Raw genomic sequence first — 16,894 nt, forward strand, 5'->3', positions numbered from 1 at the left:
AATTTTTCATGAGATCAATAGATGACATTACCAACGGAAAAATTAGTAACAGGTCCATTTCTACGACGCACGCTCGGATCCGAGCAAGCATTCGACTCCCTCAGCAGATGGGCGGAAAACTGCCTTGTAGCATTAGTCAGGACCGCGCAACCTTGTCGATGACAACGTTGGTCGGTTGCTGCAACCTAAAGCGGCTAATCTATTCCAGAACGGCCAAAATCGAGTTTTTTGACGCCTGAAAAATGGGCAGAATCGCAGATGCCTGTGGCGCTTCGATGCGAAAACGTGGCAACGCCGCTGCGAAGTGCGGCGATTTGCCGGGGAAATTAAACTGAATTCAGTCGCACTCGTGATTACGCGACAGGACTCACTGAAAACCTCGGGTTATTCGAGGCACCCTATAATCTTACGCAATGGTAACCTTCTACCTCACTGCAACACTACTGACTCTCCTTTTAATTTCCTGGCGAATACGCTCGTGGAGCCCAACCTCTCCATCAGTAGTATCGGTTTCTGTTTTTCTCGCCAGCACTATTCTATTAACATTAGGCCCAAAAAGCCTCCACAAAGAACTGTCCGAACATACCGCGCTTACGATAATACTGGCTTTAATGGCTTTTTTTATCGGAGAGATTATTGCTCTATCTTCGGTTAAAACCAAGAAACCCTTCCGACAGACAGACTGGAAAAAGCCCATCGAAATTGGAACATGCACGTACATCAACATTCTTTTCTTTTCCATCGTAACGCTTGTATGGTCGTACTATTCAATAAAAGAGATGGCCACAGCAGTTGGCTATCGAGAAGGAGAGCACTTGCTTATCCAGTACGCCAGGCTTGCCGTACTCCAAAATGAGATGCGACCGAGCACAACGCTAATATTATTCAGCTTCATGCTGCGAGCGCTTTCATACACTCTCACATTCGCATATCTACACAACAAAATTTTGTGCAAGAAAGAAGCCAATTTACGGCTAATGCTACTTCTTCCATCTCTGATATACTTAATTCAGTACATGCTATGGGGATCTCGAGGCGGGGTGATTGAATATATATCTTTTTTTATTTTTATTTATGCTTATTTTAAATCTAGAGTAACCCAAAGCCCAAAGAGCACTAATCTCGCAGTGCTTAAACTCGCAGCTAAGGGACTCGCGTTTTTCTTATTTATTTTTATCGGAGCTGGATCACTAAAGGGCTGGGCGGAGTCAAACCCACTCGAGGTGATTGCAGTATACGGCGGTGGATCCCTCTCTGCACTAGACGTTTACCTGACAAACGTAAGGCATCCGCCAGCTGCTTTTGGGCAAGAAACGCTCCTCGGGATATACGCTCTGCTAGAGAGAGTTGGACTTTCTTCTGTTTCATCTAGTCGAATTCTTGAGTTCACAACCATTGGCCAAACTGAAACTACGAACATCTACACTTCCATTAGAAGATACATCAATGATTACGGCATACTCGGCATGCTTTACATTCAATTTACCCTTGGATATTTATTTTCGGCAGGTTACGTCCGACTTCAGAAATCTAAAGAAATTGGTTATTTCGCGCTATTCTACTCCACTTTATTCATGATTCTAATTTACCAAGCACTAGACGAACAGGCACTAACAACCTTTCTCTCAACCACTCAAATATTCACAATATTCTTTACATTTCTTTTTTACAACCTACTTCTTCGCAAAAAACTGAACAAGTCAGATCAAATAATCATTTGAACAGCATAAACTCAAGGCCTAGATACTTTGAAAGACGTAATATATGTGGGCCCTTTCTCGTTCCCCAACGGAGGCGCCGCCGCCCGTCGGGTTCTAGGTATCGCCAAGTCCATGCAAGCTGCCGGATTCGAGGTCAAGGTGGCGAGTGGCCAGATGGGGAATGCCGGTCCGTCTCCAGAGTGGTTTGAGGGCATAGAAGTCTTTTCCTTGAATGAACGCACCGCAGAGCACCTGCCGCGCCTCCTGAAGCACCTCGCTTACCTCACCATGGGCCGCAAAACACTCGCGTGGCTGGACTCGCTGGAGCACAAGCCGCACACCGTGGTGCTATACAGCGGCTATTCGCCCTATCTCTTCCATCTGCTGCCATGGACCCGACGTCATGGCGTTCGACTGGTTTTCGATGCCGTCGAGTGGTACGACCCCGCTTCACCCATGGGCTGGCTGTCGCCCTACCAGCTCAACATCGAGTTAGCGATGAGGCTTCTGCTGCCGCACGCAGGTCATGTCATCTCGATCAGCGACTATTTGCATCGTTATTACATCGGGCGTGGCTGCCGTAGCGTGGTCGTACCTCCCACGCTGGATGTGTCGACCACACCGATACGAACCGAGGGACGCGATCCCCTGCGCCCCCTGGAACTGGTGTACGCCGGGTCACCCGGCCGCAAGGACCTGCTGGACAACATACTTGAAGCAGTGCTGCGCCTGCGCAGTGCAGGGCACAAGCTGCATCTGTCGGTAGCGGGCATTCAGGCCGAGGAGGCCGGCCGCTACGCGTCCGTGCGCTCGCGGCAGGGCGACGAGGTATCGAGAGGAGTGGATTTCGTCGGCATGCTCAGTCACGGCGCCTCGATGGATCTGGTCCGCAAGGCCGATTTCTCGCTCTTGCTGCGAAACGATGCGCGCTACTCCCGTGCGGGATTTCCCACCAAGTTTGTCGAGAGCCTTGCGGTGGGTACGCCGGTCATTGCCAACCTCACGAGCGATCTGCACCGCTACCTGAGGGACGGCGATACCGGTTTCACCTGCGCAGGCCCGGCTCCGGAAAACCTGGAGGCCGCCCTCACCCGCGCGCTTGCCATGACCCCCGAACAACATGCGGCCATGCGTGCACGCTGCCGTGCTCAGGCCACCGAGGCTTTCGACTACCGGGCGTTTATCGAACCCTTATCCAAATTTCTCCAATCTGCAGAGGTTTGATTCATGTTCGCTTCAAGGTCACTACTAATCACCGGCGGCACCGGTTCCTTCGGCAACGCCGTCCTCAAGCGCTTCCTCGACACCGACATCGGCGAGATCCGCATCTTCAGCCGTGACGAGAAGAAGCAGGACGACATGCGCAAGCGCTACAACAGCGCCAAGCTCAAGTTCTACATCGGCGACGTGCGAGACCAGCGCAGCGTGGAGCAGGCGATGCGCGGGGTGGACTTCGTCTTCCACGCCGCGGCGCTCAAGCAAGTGCCGTCGTGCGAGTTCCACCCAATGCAGGCGGTGCGCACCAACGTGCTGGGCACCGAGAACGTGCTCGAGGCGGCGATCGCCGCCGGGGTCAAGCGCGTGGTGGTGCTGAGCACCGACAAGGCGGTGTACCCGATCAACGCCATGGGCATTTCCAAGGCGATGATGGAGAAGGTGATGGTGGCCACCAGCCGCAACCTGGAAGGCACCGGCACGGTGATCTGCGGCACGCGCTACGGCAACGTGATGGCCTCGCGCGGGTCGGTGATTCCGCTGTTCGTCGAGCAGGTGCTGGCGGGCAAGCCGATCACCATCACCGACCCGAGCATGACGCGCTTCATGATGACGCTGGCCGATGCAGTGGATCTGGTGCTGTATGCCTTCACCAACGGCAACAACGGCGACATCTTCGTGCAGAAGGCGCCGGCGGCGACCATCGAGACGCTGGCGCGCGCGGTGACCGGGCTGATGGGCCAGCCCGCACACCCGGTCAACATCATCGGCACCCGCCATGGCGAGAAGCTCTACGAGGCGCTGCTGAGCCGCGAGGAGCGTGCCTGCGCCGAGGACATGGGCGACTACTTCCGCGTGCCGGCCGATGGGCGCGACCTCAACTACGGCAAGTTCGTGGACCAGGGCGAGGCGAAGCTGACGCAGACCACGCACGGTGAGGACTACAACTCGCACAACACCACGCGGCTGGACGTGGACGGCATGACGCAGCTGCTGCTGAAGCTCGAAGGCATGCAGCGCATAGCCCGCGGCGAGACGACCACCGTCGAGGAGTGCTGAGGCGATGAAGGTCCTGATCACCGGCGCCGGCGGCTTCGTCGGCAAGAACCTGCAGCAGCACCTGGCCGAGCGCAAGGACGTGGAGGTGGTGTGCTTCACGCGTGCCAACACCGTGGCCGAGCTGCCGCGCCTGCTCGACGGGGTGGAGTTCGTCTTCCACCTGGCCGGGGTGAATCGACCGCAGGATCCGCAGGAGTTCGTCACCGGCAACGCCGACCTGACCGCGGCGCTGGTGGCGGCGGTGGAAGGTGAGATGCAGGCAAGCGGGCGCAGGATCGCCATCGTCTGCAGCTCGTCCACCCAGGCCGCCCGCGACAACCCCTACGGCGCCAGCAAGCGCGCGGCCGAAGCGGCGCTGCAGGCCTTTGCGGCGCGCAGCGGCGCGGCGGCGCACGTCTTCCGCCTGCCCAACGTGTTCGGCAAGTGGTGCCGGCCGAACTACAACTCGGCGGTGGCGACCTTCTGCCACAACATCGCCCGTGGGCTGCCGATCCAGATCAACGACCCGGCCGCACCGGTGACGCTGGTGTATGTGGACGACGTGGTCGAGCGCTTCATCGAGCTGATGGACGGCGCCGATGCGGCGGTGGACGCCGAGGGCTTCGCCACGGTGACGCCGCAATACACCACCACGGTGGGCGAGCTGGCGCGGTTGATCGAGACCTTCCGCGCCAGCCGCGACACGCTGGTGACCGAACGCGTGGGCACCGGCCTGGTGCGCGCGCTGTATTCCACCTACGTGAGCTACCTCCCGCCGGAACTCTTCGCCTACTCCGTGCCGATGCACGGCGACGCGCGCGGCGTGTTCGTGGAGATGCTGAAGACGCCCGACTGCGGGCAGTTCTCCTTCTTCACCGCGCACCCGGGCATCACCCGCGGCGGCCACTACCACCACACCAAGACCGAGAAGTTCCTGGTGATCAAGGGCGAGGCCCGCTTCAAGTTCCGCCACATGCAGACGGGCGAGACGCACGAGCGGGTGACCAGCGGCAGCAAGGCCGAGATCGTGGAGACGGTGCCGGGGTGGACGCACGACATCACCAACATCGGCAGCGACGAGATGGTGGTGATGCTGTGGGCGAACGAGGTGTTCGACCGGGCGAAGCCGGATACGTATGCGTGTCCGTTGTAACGGGCATCGCGACTGGCGTCGCTCCTACAGGATCAGCCGCAGGAGCGACGCAAGTCGCGATATGCCGTCGATCGCCAACGCCGCTCCAACACGAACCAAACGATCATCCCCATGAAAAAACTCAAAGTCATGTCCGTGGTCGGCACCCGGCCCGAAATCATCCGCCTGTCGCGCGTGCTGGCGGCGCTCGACGAGCACTGCGAGCACGTACTGGTGCACACCGGTCAGAACTACGACTACGAGCTCAACCAGGTCTTCTTCGACGACCTGGGGGTGCGCAAGCCGGATCACTTCCTCAACAGCGCCGAGGGCAGCACCGGCGCGGCGCACACCATCGGCAACCTGATCATCGCGGTCGACCGCGTGCTGGGCGAGGTGCAGCCCGAGGCCATGCTGGTGCTGGGCGACACCAATAGCTGCCTGTCGGTGATCCCGGCCAAGCGGCGCAAGATCCCGATCTTCCACATGGAGGCGGGCAATCGCTGCTTCGACCAGCGCGTGCCGGAAGAGACCAATCGCCGCATCGTCGACCACACCGCCGACATCAACCTCACCTACAGCACCATCGCGCGCGACTACCTGCTGCGCGAGGGCCTGCCGCCCGACCAGGTGATCAAGACCGGCAGCCCGATGTTCGAGGTGCTGACGCACTATCGCCCGCGCATCGAGGCGTCGGACGTGCTGCAGCGCCTGGCGCTGGAGGCGGGGCGCTACTTCGTGGTGAGCGCGCACCGGGAAGAGAACATCGAATCCGAGAAGTCCTTCACCAAGCTGGTGGCGGTGCTCAACGCAGTGGCGGAAGACCACGGCCTGCCGGTGATCGTGTCGACCCACCCGCGCACGCAGAAGCGCGTGGATGCCACCGGCGCGAAGTTCCACCCGATGGTGCGGCTGCTCAAGCCGCTGGGCTTTCACGACTACGTGAAGCTGCAGCTTTCGGCCAAGGCGGTGCTGTCGGACAGCGGCACGATCAACGAGGAGTCGTCGATCCTCAACTTCCCGGCGCTGAACCTGCGCGAGGCGCACGAGCGGCCGGAGGGCATGGAAGAGGCGGCGGTGATGATGGTGGGGCTGGAGGTCGACCGGGTGCGCCAGGGGCTGGCGGTGCTCGCGTCGCAGTCGCGCGGTGAGGAACGCAGCCTGCGCCAGGTGGCCGACTACAGCATGCCGAACGTGTCGGACAAGGTGGTGCGCATCATCCACAGCTACACGGATTACGTGAAGCGGGTGGTGTGGAGGCAGTACTAACCGGAATCAGCCGTACATGTGCGAGATTGAATCAAACGTTCAACGTCCGTCCGAGCCACCCCGCAGAGGCAAATCACGGTGAAAGTACTGCTATTCGCCAATACCGATTGGTATCTGTTCAACTTTCGACGATCACTAGCTCTCGCGCTTCGCGACGCTGGGTACGAGGTCCTTCTGGTCTCACCAGCCGGCCCCTATGGCCCCAGACTGACCCAAATGGGTCTGCGATGGTTGCCTGCGCCTATGAAGCGGCGCAGCCTCAACCCTTGGCGCGAGCTCGCCTTGATATTCTGGCTACGACGACTACTGATCGAAGAGCGGGTAGAGCTAGTCCATGGGTTTACCATAAAGAATGCGATCTATGGATCGCTGGCGGCAAGGCTGGCCGGCGTTCAGGCACGTATCAATGCAGTGGCCGGCATGGGCTACGTTTTCAGCAGCGACGACCTTAAGGCGCGCCTGCTGCGCCCGATCGTACGTGCCCTGCTTCGGCTGGCGCTAAAGGGTCCTGATGCACGTCTCATCCTGCAGAATCCCGATGATGTAGAACTTTTCAGGAGGACGGGACTAGCCACACCCGAGGGGATACGGTTGATTCTGGGCTCGGGCGTGGACTGCAATCGGTTCAGTCCGGTAGAGCAGGCACGTGAGCGCACCTCGGCTCTTAAGGTGCTTCTACCGGCCCGCTTGCTATGGGACAAGGGTATTGCGGAGTTCGTAGAGGCTGCTCGGCAGCTCAAAAACACCGGCAGGAACATTGACTTTCTGCTAGCGGGGGAGCCGGACAAGGGCAACCCTGCAGCGGTCCCCGAGGAACAGGTGGCGGGCTGGCAGCACGACGGCCTGTTGCAGTGGTTGGGGCATGTGGACGATATGCCCGGGCTCTATCGCACAGTGGATCTCGTGGTGCTGCCCAGCTACCGTGAAGGGTTGCCGAAAGGCCTGATCGAGGCCTGTGCTTGCGGATTGCCAATCATCACGACAGATGTCCCAGGCTGTCGCGAAGTCGTTGCCAACGGCGAAAACGGCCTTCTGATCCCGATCAAGGCTCCGGGCGCACTGGCGGATGCCATTGCGATGCTCGACGACAATGTTGATCTGAGAGTCCACATGGGCGCCAATGCACGCAAGAAGGCGCTAGCGGAATTCGACGAAAGGATCATCCTGCAACAAACACTCTCTGTGTACAGCGAACTGCTGCGCAGAGGCCGGCACCACTTGAAATCGAGCAATGAGCAATGAAATCCCTCCTCGCTTTCGTCTTCCCGGGCCCTCTGGGTCAAAATAGCAGCTGTCGACTCGATAGAATCTGAAACTTGAGGGCGATAGCGGAAGAACGAAATACCCCAGGGCCTCCGCACTCGCCTAGCATATCGCCCGGATCCCCAGCATGCGCTCCCGCACCCCGTCATCCCACGCCGCCCCCTTGCGCTTGAGCCGAAGGCTGCTCTTGCGCGTGTCGGTCTTGTCGGCACGGATGATGTTGAGCGCGATCTTGCGCAGCAGCGAAAGGTTCTGCGGCGCGTTGTCCTTGGCCACCGTGCTGGCGTCCTCGCTGAAGCTGACATCGAGGATCCAATGAAGCCGGTTCTCCACACCCCAATGCGCACGTACCGCTGCCGCCAGTTGCTCGGCGCTCAGTGCGCGCGAACTGATGTAGTAACGCCGCTCGAGATCGGATTGCTTGTCGCCGACCACCCGCATCGAGTCGATGCGCCCGATCGTCACGCACTTGGGCCAGTCGGCCAGATCGACGATGCCCTTGGCCGAGAGCACCGAGGCGATCTGCCCGACGGTGCGGCCGTGGCCGCGCTCGACCAGCGAACTGCGGTCGACCGAGGCGACGCCGTGCTGATCGATGAAGGCGGTCTCGATCGCTTCGAGCAGCTTGGGCTGGTTGCCCTTGACCATCAGCAGGTAGTCGCCTTTCTTCGCAACGATCTGTTTGGCAATGCTTTTCTGGCAGCCCATGGCGTCGATCGTGACCAGCAGCCCCTTGATCGAGAGCGCCTCCAGCAACTCCGGAATCGCGGTGATCTCGTTGCTCTTGGCGGCGACCTTCTCCTGGCCGAGCACCAGTCCCAACTCGGTGGCGAAGGCGCTGACCATGTGGATCGCGCTCTCGCCGCCGCTGCCCGAGCCGCGCACGGTCTTGCCGTCAATTGCGATCGTGCCGGCGAGGCCCGCATCGTCGCTGAGCGCACCGACCACGCCGCCCACCCAGCGCCGGAACATGTTCTCGAACTGCTTCGGATCGAGCGCACGCAGGATCCGAAGGAAGGTCTCCTCGGACGGGATGCCGTTCTTGAGCACGAGGAAGCGACGCAGCCACGCCTGCTTGGTGCGTGCCCAGAAAGTGATGTCCTCGACCGTGTCGCAGTCCGAGAGCACGGCGGCGATCAGGATCACCAGGATCTCCCGGAAGTCGTGCAAGGTGCCGTTGCTCGGCTTGCGCGGATCATCGATTTCGTCCAGATAGCTCATCAGGGAACCCCTTTGCGTCGCACTCACGCTCTTCGCCCAAAAGACGAGAGTAGACGCAATTTTCGAAGGGTTCACAAGATGAATGCATAAGGTGTTGAATGTGAACGAGTATTTTCAGGTGGCTATGCGATCAGGGAAAATGCAGTCCGAGTGCGGAGGCCCTGCGAAATACCCCAACCTCGAGGTGCAGGCCAGCCTCAACGGCAGCGGTGCTGGCGGGCCTGGTGGGCGGTGAGACGCTGCTGTCGGGCCAGCACACCGGCCAGCTGTATCGCCGGCTGATGGCCAACGATTTCGCCGGGCTGCAGCGGCTGATCACCGCCTTCTTCGCCAGCATTCCGCACGATTGGTACCGCAACAACCCGATTGCCCGATACGAGGGCTACTACGCCAGCGTCTTCTACAGCCACTTCGCCGCGCTGGGGCTGGACATCCGGCTGGAGGATGCGACCAACAAGGGCCGTATCGACATGGCGGTGCTGTTCAACGGGCAGGTGTATCTGTTCGAGTTCAAGGTGGTGGAGCTGGTGCCCGAGGGCAAGGCCTTGCAGCAGTTGCGCGATCGGGCCTATGCCGACAAGTACCGCGCCCGCGGCGAGCCGATCCACCTGATCGGCGTGGAGCTCAGCCGGGAAAGCCGCAGCGTGGTGGGATTCGAGGTGGACAGCGTCGGAGCGCGGAGCGGCGAGCGACACGGCTGAGGGCGCTGCCATGGGTAGCGATCGCGACTTGCGTCGCTCCTACAGGCGCCTCCGGAAGCGCGGCGGTTTGCCGTAGCGATTACAGCGTCCCGGTCGGCCCCGGTTCTTCGTAGGAGCGACGCAAGTCGCGATTTCTGCGTTCCACCCTTCCTCGCTGCGACGGATTCAGGCACGGAATCCGCTCACAGCTCGACATCCTCGTACAGACCCTCCAGCACCAGCTCGGTCCCCACGCTTTCCAGCCTCACCACGTCGCCCTCGCCCGCCGGGTGCAGCACCCACAGCCCCTCGCGGTTCTTGCGGAAAAGGTCGGCGTGCTTGCGGTCCTGCTCGACCAGCAGGTATTCCTGCAGGGTGTCGATCTGCTGGTAGTGCTCGAACTTGCGACCGCGATCGAACGCGGCGGTGGAGTCGGAGAGGACCTCGATGATCAGCGCCGGGTGCTGCTTGGCCAGGCTGGCCTCGGGCTGGCGGTCGCGCGGGTCGCAGGTGACGAAGACGTCGGGGTAGAAGACGGCGTCGGCACGGTCGACGCGTAGCTTCATGCCGGAGATGAAGGCGCGGCAGGGTTTGCCGGAGAGGGCAGCCTTGAGGCTCGTTGCCGTGTTGAGCAGGATCGTGTAATGCGCATCCGTGCCACCCGACATGGCGAACACCTCGCCGCCGAGGTACTCGTGGCGTTCGGGCAGACCCTCTTCCCACGCCATGTAGGCATCGATGTCGAATTCGGGTCTGCGCTTGGGCAGTTCCATGGTGGGAACTCCTTCGTTTGGTCGAGCATAGCGGGTCGATTTGGGAAAGAAAACCGGGGAAAGAAAACCAGAGCCGGGTCGTTCATTTGCTCACGGCCGGCCCGCAGCCTGCGGCGCCCATCGAGCAGCCCGCCCGCGCCCTGCTAGACTTCAGCCATATCACGGATCGGGAACTCGCCCATCATGGCCCTGCCTCAACCCGCCGCGCGCTTCGAGCGCGCGGATTTCTTCGCCTGGGAAGCCGAACAGCCCATGAAGCACGACTATGTCGCCGGCGAGGTGTTCGCCCAGGCCGGCGCACGACAGGATCATGTGGTCGTGGCCCTGAACATCGCCACCTCGTTGCGCCAGAAGCTTCGCGGCACGCCCTGCCGCGCCTACATCTCCGACATGCAGCTCGAAGTGATGCAGGCCGACGCGGTGTTCTATCCCGACGTGATGGTGAGCTGCCACCCCGAAGACCTCGCCGCCGAGCGCGTGCTGCATCATCCGCGCGTGATCATCGAGGTGTTGAGCGACAGCACCGCCGCCTACGACCGCGGTGCGAAGTTCGCCGCGTATCGCATGCTCGACAGCCTGCAGGAGTACGTGCTGGTCGATCCGGAGCGACGCAGCGTCGAGATCTTCCGCCGCCTGCCCTCCAACGATTGGCTGCTCGCCACCGGCGACAGCGCGCGCGGCCTGGTGCTGGCGGCACTGGAGCTGGAGATCGGGCTGGACGAGGTGTTCGAGGACGTCGGCGCCTGAAATGCACATATACGAGTAGCGCCCGCGGTTTCGCTTTTGTAGGAGCGACGCAAGTCGCGATCCAAGCGTCCGGGATCTGCAATACGCCCGGAGCAACCGGATCGCCGGATCGCGACTTGCGTCGCTCCTACGGAAGGCTGCCGCGCGATCGACAGGCGAGGGCGGCATCCGTTTTCCATTCCCTGATTCACTCACCCCCATGAACACACGACTCCACCACCTCGCCGAGGCCCACAACGCGCGCTTCGGCACCAGCGGCGTGCGCGGCCTCGTCAGCGACCTCTCCGACGCGGTCTGCTACGCCTACGCGCAGGCCTTCCTGCGCAGCATTGCGACCGACAGCGCGCGCGTCGTCGTCGGCCACGACCTGCGCCCGAGCAGCCCGCGCATCGCCGCGGCCTGCATCCAGGCGATCCGCGACGCCGGACGCGAGGCGGTGTTCGTCGGCGCCCTGCCCACGCCCGCGCTCGCCTACTACTGCGCGCTGCAGCGCGCTCCGGGCATCGTCGTCACCGGCAGCCACATCCCCTTCGACCGCAACGGCATCAAGTTCTATCGCGCCGACGGCGAGATCGACAAGGCGGACGAGCAGGCGATCCTCGATGCGGAGGTGCCCGTGCCCGATGCGCTGTCGCCGGCGCCCCTGCCTGCGGTCGATGCCGCGGCGCTGGAGGCCTACGTGGCGCGCTACACCGACTTCTTCGGCATCGGCGCCCTTGCGGGAATGCGCGTGGCGCTGTACGAGCACTCGAGCGTGGCGCGCGACGTGCTGCGCACGGTGTTCGAGCGCCTCGGCGCCGAGGTCCTGTCGCTCGGGCGCACCGACACCTTCGTGCCGATCGACACCGAGGCCGTGCGCGCCGAGGACATCGCGCAGGCGCGCGCATGGGCGCAGGCGCATCGCTTCGACGCCATCGTGTCGACCGACGGCGATGCCGACCGCCCGCTGATCGGCGACGAGACCGGCACCTGGCTGCGCGGCGACGTGGTGGGCATCCTGTGCGCGCAGTATCTGCACGCCGACGTGGTGGTGACGCCGGTGAGCAGCAACACCGCAGTGGAGAAGTGCGGCGCGTTCCGGCAGGTGCTGCGGACGCGCATCGGCTCGCCCTACGTGATCGCCGGAATGGACGCGCAGCGCGGCGCGGGGCGGGTGGTGGGCTACGAGGCGAACGGGGGATTCCTGCTCGGGAGCGATGTCGAGTATGGGGAGGCGATCGGGGCAAGTGCGGCGGAAACCGCCAGCGTTGGGGCGGGCAGCGTTGGGACGGGCGGCTTTGGATCTGCCGAAGTTGCGACGGATGGGCCCGAGGCGACGCAGAAATGCTTGCCCGCCGGCGCAGCACGGCTCAAGGCCCTGCCCACGCGCGATTCGCTGCTGCCGATGCTGGCCCTGCTGGCCATGGCGCGCGCCAAGGGCTGTCCAGTGTCGCAGCTGGCCGATGCCCTGCCGCGCCGCTTCACCGCGAGCGACCGCATCCAGAACGTGCCGACCGAGTTCAGCCGCGCCTTGATCGCGCGCCTGCAGCAGACCCCCGCGGAGGCGGCCGCGCTGATGGCGCCGGACGCCGGCGACGTGATCGCGATCGATACCACCGACGGCTTGCGCACGAGCTTCGCCACCGGCGAGATCGTGCACCTGCGCCCCTCCGGCAACGCCCCCGAGCTGCGCTGCTACGCCGAGGCCGCCGACGAGCCCCGCGCCCGCGCCCTGTGCGACGCCTGCCTCGCCCGTATCGCCGCTTCCGCGTAGGAGCGACGCGAGTCGCGATGGGCCGCCCAGACACCGATCCGCTGCGGACCTCCGAACGCCGCGATCGCGACTTGCGTCGCTCCTACAGGCCAAGCCGAGCGCCATGCACGCCAATGAGCGCGCCGGTTCCCGTAGGAGCGACGCGAGTCGCGATTCGGGCGACTGACCACGCAAGGACCGCATCGATGGCTCCCCGCACGCACGACGTGCATCGCACCCTCCGACGGTCACGCCGGCGGATCGATGGCATAGACTTCCAACCGGAAACGACTCGCACCCCATCGCCGCACGCACTTCGTCACCAGACCGTCCGCTCCCTCTCATCCAGGACCTTCGAACCATGAAAGGCATCATCCTCGCCGGCGGCTCCGGCACCCGGCTGCATCCGATCACGCGCGGCGTCTCCAAGCAGCTGCTGCCGATCTACGACAAGCCGATGATCTACTACCCGCTGTCCGTGCTGATGCTCGCCGGCATCCGCGAGATCCTGGTGATCTCGACCCCGGACGACCTGCCCAACTTCCGCAAGCTGCTCGGCGACGGCGCGGACTTCGGCATCGCGCTGAGCTACGCCGAGCAGCCCTCGCCCGACGGCCTGGCGCAGGCCTTCCTGATCGGCGAGGACTTCATCGGCGGCGACCGCGTCTGCCTGATCCTGGGCGACAACATCTTCTACGGCTACGGCTTCAGCGCCATGCTGCGCGAAGCGGCGCGCCGCGAGCGCGGAGCGACGGTGTTCGGCTACCACGTCTCCGACCCCGAGCGCTTCGGCGTGGTGGAGTTCGACGCCAGCGGCAGGGCGATCTCGATCGAGGAGAAGCCCAAGGCGCCCAAGTCGAACTACGCGGTCACCGGGCTGTATTTCTACGACAACTCGGTGGTGGAGATCGCCCGGCAGGTGAAGCCCTCGCCGCGTGGCGAGCTCGAGATCACCGACGTCAACAACGCCTACCTGCAGCGCGGCGACCTGCACGTGAGCCTGCTCGGACGCGGCTTCGCCTGGCTGGACACGGGCACGCACGATTCGCTGATGGAGGCGAGCCACTTCGTGCAGACCATCGAGGCACGCCAGGGCCTGAAGGTGGCCTGCCTGGAGGAGATCGCCTACAACCAGGGCTGGCTGTCGGCCACGCAGCTGGCCCGCCAGGCCGAGGCGATGAGCAAGACCGGCTACGGCCAGTATCTCAAGCGCCTGCTGCGCCAGGAGGGCGGGCAATGAAGGTGATCGAGACCGCACTGCCCGGGGTGCTGATCATCGAGCCGAAGGCCTTCGGCGACCACCGCGGCTTCTTCCTCGAGACTTTCCAGGTCGAGCGCTACCGCGAGGCGGGCATCACCCTGCCCTTCGTGCAGGACAACCACTCGCGCTCGCAGCGCGGCGTGCTGCGCGGGCTGCATTTCCAGAAGACGCGCCCGCAGGGCAAGCTGGTGAGTGTGAGCCGCGGGGCGGTGTATGACGTGGCGGTGGACATCGACCCGGCCTCGGCGACGTATGGCAAGTTCGTCGGGGTGGAACTGAACGACGACAACCACCGCCAGATGTGGGTGCCGCCCGGCTACGCGCACGGGTTCTGCGTACTGAGCGAGGTGGCGGATTTCCAGTACAAATGCACCGATTTCTACCTCCCGGCGGACGAGGGAGGCTTGGCATGGAACGATCCGGACGTGGGGATCCCGTGGCCGATCGAAGCGCCGCAGCTGTCGGCGAAGGACATGAACAACCCGCGCCTGCGGGATTTGAAGCTCCGGTAGGAGCGACGCGAGTCGCGATCCGCGGCTCCGATGCGGCCGCGATCATTCCATCGCCCAAATCGCGACTTGCGTCGCTCCCACGAAAACCGACGCAGGCGTAGATGTAGGAGCGACGCGAGTCGCGATGCACGGCTCCGATGCGGATCGCGGTCGGTCCATCGCCCGATCGCGACTTGCGTCGCTCCTACGAAAACCAGCGCGGGCGTGGATGTAGGAGCGACGCGAGTCGCGATGCACGACTCCGATGCAGATCGCGGTCGTTCCATCGCCCGATCGCGACTTGCGTCGCTCCCACGAAAACCGGCGCGGGCGTAGATGTAGGAGCGACGCGAGTCGCGAGACAAGCGACGCGACGCGGGCCGGGCCCGGATGTAGGAGCGACGCGAGTCGCGAGACAAGCGACGCGACGCGGACCGGGCCCGGATGTAGGAGCGACGCGAGTCGCGATTGCGGCGGCGGAGCAATCGCTGCGCGGCTCGATACGCGCACGATCGCAACTCAAGCCGCGGCGTCCGGCTCGATCCCCATCGCCTGCAGGCGCGCGTAGACGCCGCCGCGGGCCACCAGCTCCGCATGCGTGCCGCGCTCGACGATGCGGCCGGCCTCCATCACCAGGATCTGGTCCGCCTTCTCGATCGTCGACAGCCGATGCGCGATCACGATCGTCGTCCGCCCTTCCATCAGGCGCTCGATCGCCGCCTGGATGAGGCGCTCGGACTCGGTGTCGAGCGCCGAGGTAGCCTCGTCGAGGATCAGGATGGGCGCGTTCTTGAGCAACGCGCGCGCGATCGCGAGGCGCTGGCGCTGGCCGCCGGAGAGCAGCACGCCGTTCTCTCCGATCTCGGTGTCGAAGCCCTGCGGCAGGCGGTCGATGAACTCGCACGCGTTGGCGGCTTCGGCGGCGGCGACGATCTGCTCGCGGCTGGCGCCGGCGAGCTCGCCGTAGGCGATGTTCTGCGCCACCGTGCCGTTGAAGAGCGTGACCTGCTGGGTGACCAACGCGATGTGGTGGCGCAGGTTGGCGAGCGTGTAGTCCTCGACCGCCACGCCATCGACCAGCAGCCGGCCCGCGTCGTGCTGGTAGAAGCGCGGGATGAGGTTGGCGAGGGTCGACTTGCCGCTCCCCGACTTGCCGACCAGCGCGATCATCTGGCCCGGCTCGGCCTTGAAGTCGATGCACTGCAGCGCGCGACCTTCCGCGCCTGGATAGCCGAAGCCCAGCCCTTTCGCCTCGACGCGGCCGGTGATGCGCTCGCGCTCGACGCTGCCGGTGTCGGGCTCGGGGGCCTCGTCGAGCTGCTCGAAGATGCTGTCGGCCGCCGCGACGCCGCGCTGGATGCGCGCGCTGACGCCGCCGAGCAGCTGGATCGCGCGCGGCAGCAGGCCGGCGGCAGTGATGTAGGCGACCACGTCGCCAGCCGAGGCGTCGCCGCGCACCTTCAGCACGGTAAAGAGCAGCAGGCCCATCGACGAATACACGATCAGGTGCATCAGCGCCGAGAAGGTCTCCTGCGTGCGCACCATCTTCAGCTGTCGTTTGGTGTTGTCGGTGCTGGCCTTGCGGAAGCGCGCGCGCTCGTAGTCCTCGCCGCCGAAGCTGCGCACCACGCGGTAACCCTGGATGGTCTCGGAGGCGACGTGGGTGACCTCGCCCATCGAGGTCTGGATGTTCTTCGACAGGCGGCGGAACTTGCGGCTGGCGTTGGACACCAGCCAGGCGATCGCGGGCAGCACGACCAGCAGGGTCAGCGTCAGGCGCCAGTTCATCCACAGCAGGTAGCCGAGCAGCGCGACGACGGTGAGGCCCTCGCGGAACAGGATCTTGACCGCATCGGTGGCCGCGTCGGTCACCATCGACACGTTGTAGGTGAGCTTGGAGACCAGGTGGCCGGAGTTGTTGGCGTCGTAGAAGCGGTTGGGCAGCACCAGGAAGCTGCCGAAGAGCTGGGTGCGCAGGTCGTGGATGAGGCCGAGCGAGACGCGCGAGATGCCGTAGTTGCCGAGGAAGGTGCCGAGGCCTTCGACGAGCGCGATGACGACGATCATGAGCGGGATGGCGAAGATCAGGTCGAGCGCGTCCAGCCAGGGCAGGCCGGTGGCGATCGGCGCATCGGGCGCGGCGAGACCGTCGATGAAGTACTTGAGCACGCTCGCCAGCCCCGCCTTGCAGGCGCCTGCGATGGCGAAGCCGAGGATGCTGAGCGCGAAGTAGCCGAGGAAGGGCCGGGTGTAGCCGAGCAGGCGGAGGTAGACCTTCATGCTGCTCGAGGGCGGCTTCTCGACGGCGGGGGCGGGCGTGCTGGATGCGATCGGTTCGGGTACGGCAGTCATGGCCCGGATGATATGCCAAG

Annotated in this window: 14 protein-coding genes; 11 read left to right on the forward strand and 3 right to left on the reverse strand. The window is 63.5% G+C overall.

All coding sequences use genetic code 11. From position 1 onward, the window contains the following. Positions 1 to 413: 413 nt before the first annotated feature. The 6 genes from TMZ1T_RS20720 to TMZ1T_RS18430 all read left to right on the forward strand — a co-directional run bounded on the left by TMZ1T_RS20720 (position 414) and on the right by TMZ1T_RS18430 (position 7,596). Positions 414 to 1,721 carry an O-antigen polymerase gene (locus TMZ1T_RS20720; RefSeq protein WP_012586148.1) on the forward strand — a complete coding sequence of 436 codons (1,308 nt, stop codon included), beginning with the start codon at positions 414 to 416 and terminating at the stop codon, positions 1,719 to 1,721. Between the two features lie 45 nt (positions 1,722 to 1,766). After that, positions 1,767 to 2,924 (forward strand): glycosyltransferase, encoded by a 1,158-nt coding sequence (locus TMZ1T_RS18410; protein WP_261789204.1) that lies wholly within the window; start codon positions 1,767 to 1,769, stop codon positions 2,922 to 2,924. A 3-nt stretch (positions 2,925 to 2,927) separates the two neighbouring features. Beyond that, the gene (locus tag TMZ1T_RS18415; protein WP_012586150.1) at positions 2,928 to 3,974 is read left to right on the forward strand and encodes a polysaccharide biosynthesis protein; all 1,047 of its coding nucleotides are present in this window, start codon (positions 2,928 to 2,930) and stop codon (positions 3,972 to 3,974) included. Between the two features lie 4 nt (positions 3,975 to 3,978). Beyond that, on the forward strand, positions 3,979 to 5,106 hold the full coding sequence (gene wbjC / locus TMZ1T_RS18420) for a UDP-2-acetamido-2,6-beta-L-arabino-hexul-4-ose reductase (protein ID WP_004300710.1): 1,128 nt from the start codon (positions 3,979 to 3,981) through the stop codon (positions 5,104 to 5,106). A 111-nt stretch (positions 5,107 to 5,217) separates the two neighbouring features. Further along, positions 5,218 to 6,354 carry a non-hydrolyzing UDP-N-acetylglucosamine 2-epimerase gene (gene wecB, locus TMZ1T_RS18425; protein ID WP_004300708.1) on the forward strand — a complete coding sequence of 379 codons (1,137 nt, stop codon included), beginning with the start codon at positions 5,218 to 5,220 and terminating at the stop codon, positions 6,352 to 6,354. Between the two features lie 78 nt (positions 6,355 to 6,432). Continuing rightward, on the forward strand, positions 6,433 to 7,596 hold the full coding sequence (locus TMZ1T_RS18430; protein ID WP_012586151.1) for a glycosyltransferase family 4 protein: 1,164 nt from the start codon (positions 6,433 to 6,435) through the stop codon (positions 7,594 to 7,596). A 123-nt stretch (positions 7,597 to 7,719) separates the two neighbouring features. On the opposite strand, the gene TMZ1T_RS18435 is transcribed toward TMZ1T_RS18430, so the two are convergent. Then, positions 7,720 to 8,838, reverse strand: a complete 1,119-nt coding sequence (locus TMZ1T_RS18435) for an ISAs1-like element ISTha1 family transposase (RefSeq protein WP_012586152.1) — start codon at positions 8,836 to 8,838, stop codon at positions 7,720 to 7,722. A 224-nt stretch (positions 8,839 to 9,062) separates the two neighbouring features. Between TMZ1T_RS18435 and TMZ1T_RS18440 the strand changes: the two genes are divergently transcribed. Further along, on the forward strand, positions 9,063 to 9,539 hold the full coding sequence (locus tag TMZ1T_RS18440; RefSeq protein WP_012586153.1) for a PD-(D/E)XK nuclease domain-containing protein: 477 nt from the start codon (positions 9,063 to 9,065) through the stop codon (positions 9,537 to 9,539). Between the two features lie 182 nt (positions 9,540 to 9,721). Here the strand turns inward: TMZ1T_RS18440 and TMZ1T_RS18445 are convergent, their stop codons facing one another. Next, the gene (locus tag TMZ1T_RS18445) at positions 9,722 to 10,291 is read right to left on the reverse strand and encodes a Uma2 family endonuclease (protein WP_012586154.1); all 570 of its coding nucleotides are present in this window, start codon (positions 10,289 to 10,291) and stop codon (positions 9,722 to 9,724) included. A 183-nt stretch (positions 10,292 to 10,474) separates the two neighbouring features. Here TMZ1T_RS18445 and TMZ1T_RS18450 point away from each other — a divergent pair, with 183 nt between their 5' ends. From TMZ1T_RS18450 to rfbC, 4 genes are all read left to right on the forward strand, one after another. Continuing rightward, entirely contained in the window at positions 10,475 to 11,038 is a 564-nt protein-coding gene (locus TMZ1T_RS18450) for a Uma2 family endonuclease (protein ID WP_012586155.1), read from the forward strand. Between the two features lie 199 nt (positions 11,039 to 11,237). Continuing rightward, positions 11,238 to 12,791 (forward strand): phosphomannomutase, encoded by a 1,554-nt coding sequence (locus tag TMZ1T_RS18455; protein ID WP_012586156.1) that lies wholly within the window; start codon positions 11,238 to 11,240, stop codon positions 12,789 to 12,791. A gap of 340 nt (positions 12,792 to 13,131) precedes the next feature. Then, positions 13,132 to 14,010 carry a glucose-1-phosphate thymidylyltransferase RfbA gene (gene rfbA, locus TMZ1T_RS18460; RefSeq protein ID WP_012586157.1) on the forward strand — a complete coding sequence of 293 codons (879 nt, stop codon included), beginning with the start codon at positions 13,132 to 13,134 and terminating at the stop codon, positions 14,008 to 14,010. Then, the gene (rfbC, locus tag TMZ1T_RS18465; protein WP_012586158.1) at positions 14,007 to 14,543 is read left to right on the forward strand and encodes a dTDP-4-dehydrorhamnose 3,5-epimerase; all 537 of its coding nucleotides are present in this window, start codon (positions 14,007 to 14,009) and stop codon (positions 14,541 to 14,543) included. Before rfbA ends, rfbC begins: the two co-directional genes overlap by 4 nt. A gap of 498 nt (positions 14,544 to 15,041) precedes the next feature. On the opposite strand, the gene msbA is transcribed toward rfbC, so the two are convergent. Further along, positions 15,042 to 16,802, reverse strand: a complete 1,761-nt coding sequence (gene msbA, locus TMZ1T_RS18470) for a lipid A export permease/ATP-binding protein MsbA (RefSeq protein ID WP_144312184.1) — start codon at positions 16,800 to 16,802, stop codon at positions 15,042 to 15,044. Positions 16,803 to 16,894 lie beyond the last annotated feature (92 nt).

The sequence above is a fragment of the Thauera aminoaromatica genome (genome assembly GCF_000021765.1).
Lineage (GTDB): Bacteria > Pseudomonadota > Gammaproteobacteria > Burkholderiales > Rhodocyclaceae > Thauera > Thauera aminoaromatica.

Bases quoted from the DNA above. Each gene is read 5' to 3' on its own strand.
- TMZ1T_RS20720 (WP_012586148.1), top strand. From the start codon at position 414: ATGGTAACCTTCTACCTCACTGCAACACTACTGACTCTCCTTTTAATT.
- TMZ1T_RS18415 (WP_012586150.1), top strand. From the start codon at position 2,928: ATGTTCGCTTCAAGGTCACTACTAATCACCGGCGGCACCGGTTCCTTC.
- wbjC (WP_004300710.1), top strand. From the start codon at position 3,979: ATGAAGGTCCTGATCACCGGCGCCGGCGGCTTCGTCGGCAAGAACCTG.
- wecB (WP_004300708.1), top strand. From the start codon at position 5,218: ATGAAAAAACTCAAAGTCATGTCCGTGGTCGGCACCCGGCCCGAAATC.
- TMZ1T_RS18435 (WP_012586152.1), bottom strand. From the start codon at position 8,838: ATGAGCTATCTGGACGAAATCGATGATCCGCGCAAGCCGAGCAACGGC.
- TMZ1T_RS18445 (WP_012586154.1), bottom strand. From the start codon at position 10,291: ATGGAACTGCCCAAGCGCAGACCCGAATTCGACATCGATGCCTACATG.
- TMZ1T_RS18450 (WP_012586155.1), top strand. From the start codon at position 10,475: ATGGCCCTGCCTCAACCCGCCGCGCGCTTCGAGCGCGCGGATTTCTTC.
- TMZ1T_RS18455 (WP_012586156.1), top strand. From the start codon at position 11,238: ATGAACACACGACTCCACCACCTCGCCGAGGCCCACAACGCGCGCTTC.
- rfbA (WP_012586157.1), top strand. From the start codon at position 13,132: ATGAAAGGCATCATCCTCGCCGGCGGCTCCGGCACCCGGCTGCATCCG.
- rfbC (WP_012586158.1), top strand. From the start codon at position 14,007: ATGAAGGTGATCGAGACCGCACTGCCCGGGGTGCTGATCATCGAGCCG.
- msbA (WP_144312184.1), bottom strand. From the start codon at position 16,802: ATGAAGGTCTACCTCCGCCTGCTCGGCTACACCCGGCCCTTCCTCGGC.